The sequence below is a fragment of the Micromonospora sp. NPDC048986 genome (assembly GCF_040649335.1).
In the GTDB taxonomy this organism is placed as follows: Bacteria; Actinomycetota; Actinomycetes; order Mycobacteriales; family Micromonosporaceae; genus Micromonospora; species Micromonospora alfalfae.
In genome coordinates this window covers 23,544-36,426 of sequence record NZ_JBEZFJ010000009.1, presented here as the reverse complement: position 1 = coordinate 36,426, position 12,883 = coordinate 23,544, and the positions used below count along the sequence as shown (strand labels likewise).

12 protein-coding genes are annotated in these 12,883 nt (G+C 73.0%); 5 read left to right on the top strand and 7 right to left on the bottom strand.

The window, feature by feature from the left end; genetic code table 11:
- Positions 1–214 precede the first annotated feature (214 nt).
- The 5 genes from AB0B94_RS19300 (at position 215) to rocD (ending at position 4,294) form a co-directional block, all read left to right on the top strand.
- Entirely contained in the window at positions 215–415 is a 201-nt protein-coding gene (locus AB0B94_RS19300) for a hypothetical protein (RefSeq protein ID WP_357281659.1), read from the top strand.
- The gene (locus AB0B94_RS19295; RefSeq protein WP_357281657.1) at positions 412–840 is read left to right on the top strand and encodes a hypothetical protein; all 429 of its coding nucleotides are present in this window, start codon (positions 412–414) and stop codon (positions 838–840) included. The genes AB0B94_RS19300 and AB0B94_RS19295 overlap by 4 nt, the downstream gene beginning before the upstream one ends.
- 193 nt (positions 841–1,033) lie before the next feature.
- Complete coding sequence (locus AB0B94_RS19290) at positions 1,034–1,921, top strand: DMT family transporter (protein WP_357281654.1); 888 nt, start codon at positions 1,034–1,036, stop codon at positions 1,919–1,921.
- Positions 1,922–2,264: 343 nt separating this feature from the next.
- Positions 2,265–3,080, top strand: coding sequence for a dimethylargininase (ddaH, locus tag AB0B94_RS19285; RefSeq protein ID WP_238668343.1), 816 nt, complete (start codon positions 2,265–2,267; stop codon positions 3,078–3,080).
- Positions 3,080–4,294, top strand: coding sequence for an ornithine--oxo-acid transaminase (gene rocD, locus AB0B94_RS19280; RefSeq protein WP_357282142.1), 1,215 nt, complete (start codon positions 3,080–3,082; stop codon positions 4,292–4,294). Before ddaH ends, rocD begins: the two co-directional genes overlap by 1 nt.
- 139 nt (positions 4,295–4,433) lie before the next feature.
- Here the strand turns inward: rocD and AB0B94_RS19275 are convergent, their stop codons facing one another.
- The 7 genes from AB0B94_RS19275 to AB0B94_RS19245 form a co-directional block, all read right to left on the bottom strand.
- Positions 4,434–5,588, bottom strand: coding sequence for an FHA domain-containing protein (locus AB0B94_RS19275; RefSeq protein WP_238668159.1), 1,155 nt, complete (start codon positions 5,586–5,588; stop codon positions 4,434–4,436).
- Entirely contained in the window at positions 5,585–5,878 is a 294-nt protein-coding gene (locus AB0B94_RS19270) for a 4a-hydroxytetrahydrobiopterin dehydratase (RefSeq protein WP_357281650.1), read from the bottom strand. Before AB0B94_RS19270 ends, AB0B94_RS19275 begins: the two co-directional genes overlap by 4 nt.
- Positions 5,879–5,998: 120 nt before the next feature.
- Entirely contained in the window at positions 5,999–7,048 is a 1,050-nt protein-coding gene (locus AB0B94_RS19265; protein ID WP_357281648.1) for an acyl-CoA desaturase, read from the bottom strand.
- 136 nt (positions 7,049–7,184) lie between these two features.
- Positions 7,185–10,652, bottom strand: a complete 3,468-nt coding sequence (locus AB0B94_RS19260) for a hypothetical protein (RefSeq protein WP_357281645.1) — start codon at positions 10,650–10,652, stop codon at positions 7,185–7,187.
- A 48-nt stretch (positions 10,653–10,700) separates the two neighbouring features.
- Positions 10,701–11,021, bottom strand: coding sequence for a divalent-cation tolerance protein CutA (cutA, locus tag AB0B94_RS19255; protein ID WP_091406014.1), 321 nt, complete (start codon positions 11,019–11,021; stop codon positions 10,701–10,703).
- Between the two features lie 21 nt (positions 11,022–11,042).
- Positions 11,043–12,047 carry a 1-acyl-sn-glycerol-3-phosphate acyltransferase gene (locus AB0B94_RS19250; RefSeq protein WP_357281642.1) on the bottom strand — a complete coding sequence of 335 codons (1,005 nt, stop codon included), beginning with the start codon at positions 12,045–12,047 and terminating at the stop codon, positions 11,043–11,045.
- Positions 12,047–12,880, bottom strand: coding sequence for a patatin-like phospholipase family protein (locus tag AB0B94_RS19245; RefSeq protein WP_238680595.1), 834 nt, complete (start codon positions 12,878–12,880; stop codon positions 12,047–12,049). The genes AB0B94_RS19250 and AB0B94_RS19245 overlap by 1 nt, the downstream gene beginning before the upstream one ends.
- Between the last annotated feature and the right edge of the window lie 3 nt (positions 12,881–12,883).

The following is a 12,883-nucleotide window of genomic DNA, read 5'->3' as shown; positions in this document are numbered from 1 at the left end:
CAACATCACCGCTCTCCTCCTGCAACACCGAATGTTTCGCCCCGTACGCATTTCCTCACCATTCCTCGCGCATCAATATGGGCTGAGGTTAGGGCGGGTGTGGGCGTTGCACAAGGTGGCCAGCGTGGAACATGCTGTCACGCGTCAGAGAATCCCATAAATTGCGCCGACAATAGCGCTCTGCCTCATCCCACGAATCCTTAGGCGGGCCGGTGTGGCGCTATTCCTCGGGAAGGGCGTCACGATGCGCGTCTCGTACAACGAATATCTTCTGGTCACCGCGCTGACCCTCGCCCGACGGCACCGCCCGGTCTGGAGCTGGACGCGCTGGCGCACTGTGTGCCGGTGCGGCGCGGACCTGCCCTGCCGGGCCCACCACCGCATCCCGATCAACCGCGGGCACTGGCCGACGTGACCGAACTGAAGCCCGGCGACCTGCTGATGATCGGCGAGGCGTGCTCGGTGCAGTTCGCCGGTGACCGGGCGCTGCGCCTTCGACTGGTGAGTGTGGACCCGCTCCCTACCTACCACGGGTGGGTCTGGCTGACGGGTTACGTACTGAACGACAAGGGCATGGCCGTCGACAAGCGGGAGGTGTTCGTGCAACAGGCCGGCGTGCGGCTGCTCCGCGCCGCGCCCGTACTCAATCCGGCACCTCGCACCCGCGCCTCCCGCCGCAAGCCCGCACCCGCACCCGCACCCGCACCCGCACCCGCACCCGGCAAGTCGCCCACGCCCACCCCCGCCAAGAGCGGGCGGGTCAGCGCGCCCACGCCAGGCACGTCGACCCGATCCGTGCCTGATCGACTCGGGTCCAAGGGAACCGGGGCGTCCAAGTAGGCGGGACACCGCGCATTGCAGGAAACCGAGTCGATCAAGGCCCAGGGCAGGACCGGGCGAGGCGGCCAAGGCCGGTCTCGGCGGCCGTACCCAGGATTGGTGTCAGGAAACGCCCAGGTGGGTATTTGGGGGCCGACACCGCGTGGGTGCCACCCTTTCCGTCGGCCACCACGCATTCAACAGGAGGTGTGTAGTGGTCAGGATTCCTTCGCTGTCCCGCCGGTCCGAGCCGGCACCGACGCGGGACGAGAACCTCGACGGCCGCGTGGACGGCCGCGACACCCCGGTCACCGAGACCGGCCAGTCCGACGACAGCGCCGGCCGGCCGGTGGTCACCGACCGGGACGCCAACCAGACGGCGTACGGCAGCGCCGGCGCGACCGGTGGCCAGACCAGCGAGGCCGAGCGGCGGGCCAACGAGCGTGCGGCGGTGGCCCGAGCCGCCACCGCGCGACCGGTGGAGACCGATTCCCGGGGCAGCGCCCGCCCGGTCGCGCCCGAGCCGGTGAACGGCACCACCCGCCCCGTCGCGCCCGAGCCGGTGAACGGCACGACCAGCCCGGTCGCACCCGAGCCCCGCACCGACCACAAGGTGGGGACCGAGTCCCGGGCCACCGTCGCCCCGACCACGGCGCACACCGCCGAAGTCGACAGCCCCACCCGCCGGCCCGGCAGCACCGACCGGGTCACCACCGACCGCCCGGTTGACCCGACCACCGGCGTCAGCACGCCCGAGCCGCCGGTGACGCGTGCCCCGAAGCCGCGGGCCAGCCTGCTGGCCACCCTCGGCCTGATCGTCTCGGTCGTCGGCGCGATGTTCGTGCTGACCGGAACCCTGGCCGGGTACGGCATCGGGCTCGGCGCGTTTGGTGCGGTGCTCGCGGTGCTCGGCCTGATGGCCACCCGTCGCCGGCACGTCGCCGGCAAGACCGACGCGCTCTTCGGCGTGCTGATCGGGCTGGCCGCGGTCGTGATCGGGGTGCTCGCGATGACCGGTCAGTTCGACTGGCCGACCACCGACGGCGACTGGGTGCAGCGCCTCCGCGAGTGGCTTGACTCACAGTTTGTGGATCGTTTCTAGCGGGCACTGTTCCGCTCGCCGGTGATGCACCGGCGAACAGCCGGCGGTTCGCCGGCAGCCCGATCAGTCCGGTGGTTCACCGGCCGGGCGACACCCTTTCAGGGGCGGCGGTTCGCCGCCCCTGAAGTGTTTCCAGGGCCAGGCCGGAAACACGAACCCCGCCCCAGGTGGGCTCCAACGCAACGATTCACAGTTCGAGAGTGCCCAGACGCAACGAATCTTCGGTCTGCGCAACCCTCAGTGGTGGATCCTGCCGCTGACGCCGCATACCGTTGAGCAACGGCGCCAGCCCGTGGGCCACGGTGGCCGGGCGCGCCCGACCCCTGGGAGCAGGACAATGACGATGGACGCCACCAGCCAGCGCCTGTTGATGTGCCGGCCGACGTACTTCGCCGTCGATTACGCGATCAACCCCTGGATGGACCCGAGCGCGCCGGTCGACGCCGCGCTGGCCATCCGGCAGTGGGAGCAGTTGCGCCAGACGTACCTTGACCTGGGCCACACCGTCGAGGAGATCACTCCGGTGCCCGGCCTGCCCGACATGGTCTTCGCCGCCAACGGCGGCACCGTGATCGACGGCAAGGCGATGGCAGTGCAGTTCCGGGACCCGCAGCGCGCCGACGAGGCGCCGGCGTACCGGGCCTGGTTCGAGGCCGCCGGCTTCGAGATGTACGACCCGAAGCACGTCAACGAGGGCGAGGGCGACGTCCTGCTGGCCGGTGACCACCTGCTGGCCGGCACCGGCTTCCGCACGGCACACGCCGCGCACGCCCAGTTGCAGGAGGTCTTCGGCTACCCGGTGATCACCATGCAACTTGTCGACCCGCGTTTCTACCACCTGGACACCGCACTGACGGTGCTCGACGAGCGGACCGTGGCGTACCTGCCGGAGGCGTTCTCAGCGGGCAGCCAGGCCGTTCTGCGCCGGCTCTTCCCCGACGCTGTGCACGCCACGATGGCCGACGCGGAGGTGCTGGGGCTGAACGCGGTCAGCGACGGGCGGCACGTGGTGCTGCCCGCGCAGGCCACCGACCTGGCCGCCAAGCTGCGCGACCGGGGCTACGAAACCATCGGGGTCGACCTGTCCGAGCTACGTAAGGCCGGCGGCGGACCGAAGTGCTGCACGCTGCGACTCCGTCAGGGAAAGGCAAGCAAGTGATAGTGGATGACAAGCTGCGTACGCCGGGAGCGGTCCGGGACGCCGAGCGCTGGACAGCGCACAACTACCACCCGCTGCCGGTGGTGATCTCGTCCGCCGAGGGCGCCTGGCTCACCGATGTGGACGGCCGCCGCTACCTGGACTGCCTGGCCGGATACTCCGCGCTGAACTTCGGTCACCGGCACCCGCAGTTGATCGCCGCAGCGCACGCCCAACTGGACCGGCTGACGCTGACCAGCCGCGCGTTCATCCACGACCAGTTCGCCGACTTCTGCCGGGAGCTGGCCGAGCTGTGCGGCAAGGACCTCGTGCTGCCGATGAACACCGGCGCCGAGGCGGTGGAGACCGGGATCAAGGTGGCCCGCAAGTGGGGCTACCAGGTCAAGGGCGTGGCCGCCGGGCAGGCCAACATCGTGGTCGCCGAGGGCAACTTCCACGGGCGGACCACCACCATCGTGAGCTTCTCCACCGACGAGGACGCCCGCGCCGACTTCGGGCCGTACACCCCCGGGTTCACCGTCGTGCCGTACGGCGACCTGGCGGCGCTGACCGCCGCGATCGACGAGAACACAGTGGCGGTGCTGCTGGAGCCGATCCAGGGTGAGCAGGGTGTGGTGGTGCCGCCGGAGGGTTACCTGCCGGGCGTACGCCAGGTCTGCACCGAACGCAACGTGCTGTTCATCGCCGACGAGATCCAGTCGGGTCTGGGGCGTACCGGCGCGACCTTCGCCTGTGACCACGAGGGCGTCGTGCCCGACATGTACCTGCTCGGCAAGGCGCTCGGCGGCGGCATCGTGCCGGTCTCCGCGGTGGCCGCGAACGCCGACGTGCTCGGGGTGCTCAAGCCCGGCCAGCACGGCTCCACCTTCGGCGGCAACCCGCTCGCCTGCGCGGTGGCGATCGAGGTGGTCCGGCTGCTGGCCACCGGCGAGTTCCAGCGCCGCTCGGCCGAGCTGGGTGAGCGCCTGCGGGCCGGCCTGGAAGGGCTGGTCGGCAAGGGCCTCGTCGGGGTACGCGTCCGTGGCCTGTGGGCCGGCCTGGACATCGACCCCGCGCTGATGAGCGGTCGGGAGGCGTGCGAGCGCCTGATGGAGCGCGGCGTGCTGGCCAAGGACACCCACGGCTCCACCATCCGGCTCGCCCCGCCCCTGGTGATCACCGAGGAGGAGATCGACCTGGCGGTCACCGCGCTGGCCGAGGTGCTGGCCGGCTGAACCAGGAACGTGGGAAGGCGGGCGTCGGGGTTCCGGCGCCCGCCTTCCGCGTCACTGCCCCTCCCGGCGGTGATCATGAAGTTATTGCCCGGCGCCGCGGCGTGTCGTGCCAATAACCTCATGATCACCGGGGGTGGGGTTAGGGGCGGGGTAGGCGCATGGCCATTGTGGGGGCCTCGGCCATCACCGAGGTGGGGGTGAACGGGGCACCCGTCGGCAGTTCCTCGGCGCGACCGATCTGCACGCCGGGGTACAGCTCGATCATGTCGTTCTCGCCCAGCACCCGGGACTGCTGAGGGGCCAGCGGGATCCGGTCGGACTCGGTCATCGAACCGGCCGGGCGGATGCCGGAGCCGTTGGTGCTGACGTCGGTCACGATGACCTCGCCGACCCGCAGCTCGAAGCGGACATGACCACGGCTGATCCAGCGCCGGGCCTCGTCGTTGAGCCACTGCCCGAGCATGATCCCGCCGTCCTGCTCGGGAGCACGACCGGCCACGATCGGCTGCTCCTCGCTGAGCACGAACCGCCGCCGGACCAGGCCGCCGACGCGCACCGCGAGCACCTCGGTACGCGGACGCGGGCCGCCGTCACCGAGCCGCGCGCCGTGTCGGGGGCAGGTCGGCACGCCGTTGCGCAGCGCGGGCGGCGGCTGCGCCGCGGGGCTGCGGTCGGCACCCCCGGCCAGGTCGGCGAACGCGCCACCCCCACCACCGCCACCGAACAGCGCGCAGCCCGACTCCGGGCAGCGCCACTGGCGGGCCAGCAGCTTGACACCGGTCGGCGAGCGCTTGCCGGCCACCGGCGAGTGCCCACCACCGACGTGCGCGATGAACACCGGCCCGCCGGCGCCCGGCACCGGCGCGACCACCCGACCGGGCTGCTCGACCAGCCACGGGAACCGACCGCGCAACCCGTCGAAGCGGACCCGGCTGAGCACCGGCAGACCGAGCAGGTCGGCGACCTCCAACATCCGGTCACCCGGGTTGTCGAGCACCTCGACGAGGCCGTCGTCGGCCCAGCGGCGGACGACCATCCGCTCGTTCGAGGTGAGGTCGGCGTCGGAGAGCAACGCCCGGTGCACCACCGCGTAGACCTGGACGCTGTCCTCCTCCAGCTCACGGGAGAGCGCGTCGATGACCATGCCGAGGCGGAGCAGGCTGGCCGGCCGACCACCGTCGATGTCCTGGTAGCGGATCACCTCGGCCAGGTCGATGACGGCTCGCGCCAGTGACGGGTCCGTGCAGACGCGACCCTCGATGGCGTCCAACACCTTGCTGATCTCAAATCTCATGCCGCACTCCGGACGATGTCGTCAATTCGCCGGGCCAGCTCGAAGTCCCGGTGGGTGACCCCACCGGCCGAGTGCGTGACACAGCGGAAGGTCAGGGTCCGCCATCGGATGTCGATGTCGGGATGGTGGTCGAGCTCCTCGGCCACCGTCGCCACCCGGTCCACCACCGCGATGGCCGCCGGGAAACTGCCGAGCTGGGCGGTACGACCGATGCCGGTCGGGTCACCCGACCAGTCGGGCAACCGGCTCAGCCCTTCTCGCACCGCGTCCGCGGTGAGCAGGTCTGCCATGGGCCGACCCTACCGGGGACGACGCCCGGCGTGGACCAGCGGTAGCGGGGTGTTGATCGGCCCGATACGCGCAGGCGGGGCGGTGCCGTCTGGCACCGCCCCGCCTTCCCCCTGGTGTGTTCAGCCGCGCAGCGGCCGCCCCACCTCGTGCAGGTGACCGAGCGCCTGCCGGTACGACTCGACCAGCCCGGTCTCCGCGTACGGGATGCCCTGCTCGACGCAGTAGGCGCGAACGATCGGCTGGGCCCGGCGCAGGTTGGCGCGGGGCATGTTCGGAAAGAGGTGGTGCTCGATCTGGTAGTTGAGACCGCCGAGCGTGGTGTCCACCAGTCGGCTGCCGCGCACGTTGCGGGAGGTCAGCACCTGCTTACGCAGGAAGTCCAACTCGTCCTCGGCGGTCGGCATCGGCATGCCCTTGTGGTTCGGGGCGAACGCGCAGCCCATGTAGAGACCCCACAGCGCCTGGTGCACGACGGCGAAGAGCAGCGCCTTGACCGGGGACATGACCGCCAACAGCAGCGCCACGTACGCGGCGGTGTGCGCGACGAGCAACGCCGCCTCGACCGCCCGGTGCCGCATCGGGACGGCGTACCTGCCGTCCTCCCGGCCGACGATCGCCCGGATGCTCGCCACGTGCAGGCTCAGACCCTCAAGCAGCAGCATCGGGAAGAAGAAGTACGCCTGCCGCTGAGCCATCCAACGGCCGAACCCACGGGTCTCCAACGCCTGCTCGGGCGTCCACACCAGGGCCCCCGCGCCGACGTCCGGGTCCTCGTCCTCGTGGTTCGGGTTGGCGTGGTGCCGGTTGTGCTTGTCGACCCACCAGCCGTAGCTGAGCCCGACCGCCGCGTTGCCGGCGAGCAGCCCCACCAACTCGCTGGGACCACGCCGACGGAACATCTGGCGGTGCCCGGCGTCGTGACCGAGGAACGCGACCTGGGTCGTGGCCACGGCCATCAGGGCGGCGAGCGGAAGCTGCCACCAGGAGTCGCCGAGCAGGAACACTGCGACCCAGCCGGCCACGAAGGCACCGAGGGTGAGCACGATGCGGGTGACATACCAGCCGGGGCGCCGCTCCAGCAGGCCCGCCTGGCTGATCCGTCGGGACAACTGTGCGTAGTCACTACCTCGCCGTCGTACCGGCGGTTCCGCCACCGCTCCGAGCGTCATCGCTGCTCCCGTTTCACTTGCGCCCGTACCGGGGTGGTTCGGGCTTAATGTCAAGTCTCCCGATCGCGGTAGCGGTGAGTAACCCCGACAACCCCCGAATGGGGGGTAGGGCAGGCCCTACCCCTACTGGTTCGACTCAGCTCAGTCGGCCGACCGCGGCGCGCAGTCGAGCCAGGTCACGTCGACGCCGCTCGTAGGTGGCGGCGAGCCCGACCAGCGCCAGCCCGCCGATGCCCAGGTAGATCCACCGGGGCAGCAGATCCCATCCCCGGGCCAACTCGTGCAGCGCCAGCAGCGTCAGCACCCCGCCGCCGAGCAGCACCGGCGCCTGCCACCGGCGGGTCGCGCCGGCCAGCACCGCGCCCGTCGCCGCCACGCCGAGGAGCAGTCGCCGCCACGGCTGCGGGTCCGCCCCGGCCAGCACCGACACGAGGCTGGGCAGCAACGCCGCGACCAGCCCCGGACCGAGGGCCGGCCAGCTGGTCAGCCCTGGCCGGGTGCGCAGCGCCAACAGGCCCGCTCCGACAGCGAGCGCCGCCGCCGGCACTGTGTACGCCTCCGGCACTGTCACCCCGCCGGCGGCCAGTAGCACCCAGGCCCCGAGCAGCTCGCTGCCGGCGGCGATCCCGGCAAACGCCCACCGCCGACCGGCCGGTTCACCCCGGCGCAGCAGCCGCAGCGCGACGGCGACGCCCCAGAGCACGCAGATGGTGGCGAGGTGCCGCGCCGCCTCGACGGCGAGCACCGCCGCCACCAGCGCGACGGCCTGCGCGGCGGCGTCCAGCACCCGTCCCAGCCGGATCCGCGCCGGTGTGACAGCCGCGGCGACCAGCACCAACGCGGCCACCGCCAGCAGTGGGTACGCGGCCGCCCGCAAGGGCAGCCCACCGGCGAGCGGGGCGGTCACCGCCAACGCGGACGCCGCACCCACGGCGGCGAGACAGCCGGCGACCCGTACCTCGAACCGGCGCGCCCCGGCGGCGACCGCGACCGCCGCCACCAGCAGCGCCCCCTCGGCGGCAAGCGTCCCGGCCCGGGTGGCCAGCAGACCGAGCACACCGGAGGCCACCAGCACCACGCCCACCGGCACGGCGACCGGTGTGAGCGCCGGGCGGGCGGCGGCCAGCGCGGTGAACAGCAGCGCCGCCAGGCCGGCGAGCAGAACGGCGGCCGGCAGCACCGGCCACGGCGCGCCGATCGCGACGAGCAGCACCGGCAGCGCCGCCGCGACGAACGGCAGCGCTGACGGCACCGGCAGGCCGACCCGCCGACCGGCCAGCGCGCCGGCCAGCGCCAGCAGCACCAGCGCGAACCCGACCGGGAGCACAGTCGGGTCGGCGACGACAGTGGGCACCCCCGACCACAGCCGGTTCCAGCCGCCGTAGGGCGACCCGAGCGCGGTCAGCATGGTCGGCAGGGCCGCCAGGACGGCGACCACCGCAAGCGTTGCGCCGGCCGCCAGCAGCAACGCCGACCGAGCAGACTCGCGCCCGTCGGCCGCCGGCCGGTCCCCGGGGGCCGCCTGGTCGGAGGCGCTCGCCGACGGCAGCCAGCAGGCGACGAACGCGACACCCAGCGCGGCCAGCGCCGCGTACGGCGCGAGCGGCTCGGCACCCGCCCCGATCAGCGGCGCGAGGCCGGGCACTGTCACCGCCGCGACGGCGCCGGTCACCGCGTACCCGACCAGCTCCACCCGGTGGCGGCGGGCCACGAGCGCCACGACCAGCGACAACCCGCCGGCCGCCAGCGCGAGCCGGGCCTGCCACCAGGGCGGCCCGCCCGCGGCGAACGTCGCCACCGCCGCGATCCCGGGCAGCGCGAGCTGCCCGACCAGCAGACCCGCACCGGCCACCTCCCGATACGCGCCGGCCCCCCGCCGGACGGCCAGTACCGACCCGACCACGGCGAGCACGCCGAGCGCCACCAGGACACCGGTCGGGGCGGCCAGGGCGACCAGCAGCCCGTGCCCGAGCAGAACGGCACCGCCGAACGCACGCAAGCGCAGCACGACCGGTGGGGCGCTCGGGCGGGCCAGCACGGCGAGCAGCAGCGCGACCCCACCCACGAGGTCGATGGCCACCACCTGAGGCCAGGACGCCGTCCAGCCGGCCGGCACGGCGAACAGCACCGCCACCGCGCCGGCCGTGGCGAGCACCGCCCGTGTGCTGCGAGGGAGCAGCAGCACAGTGGCGCCGATCGCCATCGCCACCGCGGGCGCCAGCTGCCAACCCCAGCTCAGGTCCGGCCCCGCCCCAGCCCCGCCCCAGGGCGGCAGCGACCGGCCGACGGCGGCGACCGCCAGCCCGATGGTGATCAAGACGGTGACCTGCGCCGTGCCCGCCGCGACGAACAGCGCGCCGGCCCGCGGACCGGTCCGCCAACCGCCGCCACCGTCAGTCGCCGCCACCGTCGGCAGGAGTCGCACCGCGGCGACCATCCCCAGTGCCACCGTCGCCGTCGCGAGTAGCAGCAGCGACGGGCGCAGCTCCGCCACCGGGCGCAGCACTGCGCCGGCGAGCACCGGCACCAGCAGCCCGGCCGCCACCGCCCGCAGTGCCCGCCCCCCGACGAGCCGGGCCGCGCCGAACCCGGTCAGCGCGACCAGCACCAGCGGCACCCCGGCCAGCAGTGGCGAGCCCCCCGCCCGCCCGCCGACCAGCGGCACCATCGCGCACGCCGAGGCGCCCACCAGCGCGGCGACGTGACCGGCGCCGGCCAACACCCGGCCGACGAGCTGCGCGGCCCCTCCCCGGCCACGCAGCGCGGCCAGCACCGCCAGGTTCAGCGACGCCACCCCGAGCAGGACCACCGCCCACCCCGCCGCACCCAGCCCGGCCTCGGCGGCGAACAACGGCAACGCCGGCTGGGCGGCCACCAGGGCGGCGAACCAGGGCCCCGTCAACCCGCTCCACCGGCCGTACGCCACGGCGACCGCCGCGCTGGCCCCCCCGACCAGCGCGGCGTACCGGCTGCCCGGCCAGCCGGTCACACCGGCCAGGTCCACCGACCAGGCCGCGTAACCGTCCAGCACCACCAGCAGCAACCCCACCGCGGCGAACGTCTCCGCCGTACCGCGCAGCCCCCGGCGAACCGCCAGCAGCGGCACGCCCAGCGCGAGCGCGGTGAACGCCACCAGGATCAACGCCCGCCCGGCGACCCCCACCGCCGCCCAGGCGACAGCTGTGAACACCACAGCCGCAGTGCCGAGCAGGAGTCCACCGAGGACGAAGAGCAGACCCTGGACCGTCCGGGTCGAGGTCTCCGCCGCACCCGGCCGCGAACCCGTCGCAATCCCGGGGCCCGGGCCGATGAACGGCGTCGGGCCGACGACCGGCGCCGGGCGCGCCACGACCGAGGCCGCCAACCCCGCGCGGACGACCGCCGCCAGTTCGGCCCGCCGCCCGGACGCTGTCGACAGCCGTCCGGCCAGCTCGGTGTACGCGCGGCGAGCCCGCTCCACCTGCGGCTCAAGCTCGGCGACCTCCCGACTCAGCCGAACCACCTCGGCGGCGATCGGGTCGGGCGCACGCCGGCAGCCGGAGCAACCGGCGCTCAGGTCGGCCGGCGCACCGCAGGCGGGGCAGGGGTAACGGGTGTCGTCCACCCGGTCATCATCGACAACCGGCCGTGGTGCGACCCAGAGTGCGCGTACTCAGGATCGGGTGTGCTCGTACACCCAGGTGGCGTAGTCGGGGTTGCCGCTCTCCACCCTGGACACCAAGATCTCCGGCACCTCGTACGGGTGGCTGACCCGGATCTGGTCCAGCAAGGCGGTGAGCCGATCCGGTGCGGTCTTGAACTGCACCGACCACTCGGTGCTCGTCTCCATCCCGGACCGCCACCAGTAGGTGCTGTCCACCTGACCACCCACCTGGGCGCAGGCGGCGAGCCTGCCGGCGACGGCCGCAGCCGCCAGCACGTCGGCGACCGAACGCGCATCCACCACCGTTGTCACCACGCAGATCTCGTCCACGCCCGCACCCTACGCGGACATTTACCGATTAGCGGCGATCCAGGCATCAATCTGCGCCCACCAATCGAAGAGCCAGTCGATGCGTTCCTGCCGTCCGGTCGGCACGTCCTCCGGCGGCACGGACCAGAACCGCATCACGATCCGTTTGTCCATCGGCAGTTCCCGCCACACGTCGGCGACGGTGAGCATCCGGTCCAGACCGGTGTGGGCGACGAAGATGACACCGGCGTCCGGTGCGGCGTCCAGCGCGGCGAGCATCCCACCGGGCTGCGGGGCGAGCACGTGGCGCATCCGCTCGGCGCGCAGTGCCATCCTCTCCAGGCCCAGGGAGCGCAGCCGGGCAATGGCGCGCAGCCGTCGCCCGGGGGTGAAGTTGCCGCCCTCCGGGAAGATCACGAAGGCGTCGTTGTCGTCCAGGCCGGTGGCGAGGTGCCCGACCTGGCGTAGCGTCTCCTCGCCGCGCTCCGGGGTCGGCGCGATGAACCGGTTGGGCAGCCGATTGAGCAGCACGTCGATCGCCGGATCCCACTGGAGGCTGTCCTTCAGGACGATCCGGGGTTCCCGGTGGAACCAGTTGACCAGCCCGTGGATCAGGATGAACGAGTCACCCGGCCCGGCGTGGCGACAGAGCACCAGCTCGGGTCGGCCGGGCAGCGCAGTGTCCGGGTCGGTGCCGACCACGTCGATGCGCAACCGCAGTGTCCAATGTGCCTGCCAGAACAGCACCCGCAGGAACCAGCCGGCCAGCACGTAGTGCGCGCGCTGGAAGGCCGGCGACCGGGTCCGCCAGCCGAAGCCGGAGACGACCCAGAGCAGGAAGAGCGCGAGCAGCGCGGCGGCGTCCCAGACCAGGTAGAAGCAGCCGATCCAGAGCAGTCGCAGCGGGCGCAACCGGCCCGGGACCAGCGGCGACGCGGCCGCCGCGAGCAGCGCCCAGATCGGCAAGGTGGTGACCACGAGAAAGGCGAGCAGCACGACGGCGGGCGCGAGCAACAGCCGACGCAACCACCGGGGAGGCAGCGGCATCAACGCTCCAGGTGGGTGGCGAGGTAGCGCCGGGAGGCGGTGTACGCGCGGCTGATCCGCCGTCCCACCGCCGCCATGTCCCGGTACGCCCACGGCGTGTCGTCGCGCGGGTTGAGCCCGCCGGTCGGCAGGACGTGCACCTCCACCCCCTCCGGCAGCGCCGCCATCTCGCGGAAGAAGCGGTGCCGGCGGGAGATCTCGAACGCGACCTGCGCGATCTCCCATGGCCGGCGGGGCGGAGTCAGCTCCCGTTCGATCCGACCCACCTGGAGGACGTAGATCCGGCGGGCGCCGACGGCCACCGCCTCGCCGATGGGGATGGAGTTGACGATCCCGCCGTCCACGTAGTGCGCGCCGTCGATCTCCATCGGCGGAAGCAGGCCCGGCACCGAGGCCGACGCCATCACCGCCGGCACCACCGGACCGCTGTCGAACCAGTGCTCGGCGGCCCGCTCGATGTGGGCGGCGCAGCACCGGAACGGCACCCGCAGGTCGGCGAAGGTGGTGTCCACCCCCAGCTCGGTCTCCAACAGGCGGCGCAGCGGCCGGGGCGAGTGCAGGTGGGTGCGGGCGGCGAAGCGGCGCAGCTGCCGGGCGACCGAGTCGCCGTACACCTCGCTCGCCTCCGGTGAGGCCCAGAGCCGGACCAGCCGGTCGGTGACCGCCTCGGACGGGTCGGCGGCGACCAGCGCGCCGTTGACCGCGCCGATCGAGGTGCCGAGCACCATGTCCGGTTGGATGCCGGCCCGGAACAGGGCGCGCAACATGCCGACCTCGACCGCGCCGAGCACTCCCCCGCCGCCGAGCACGAACGCCACCGGTCCCCCCGCCATGTC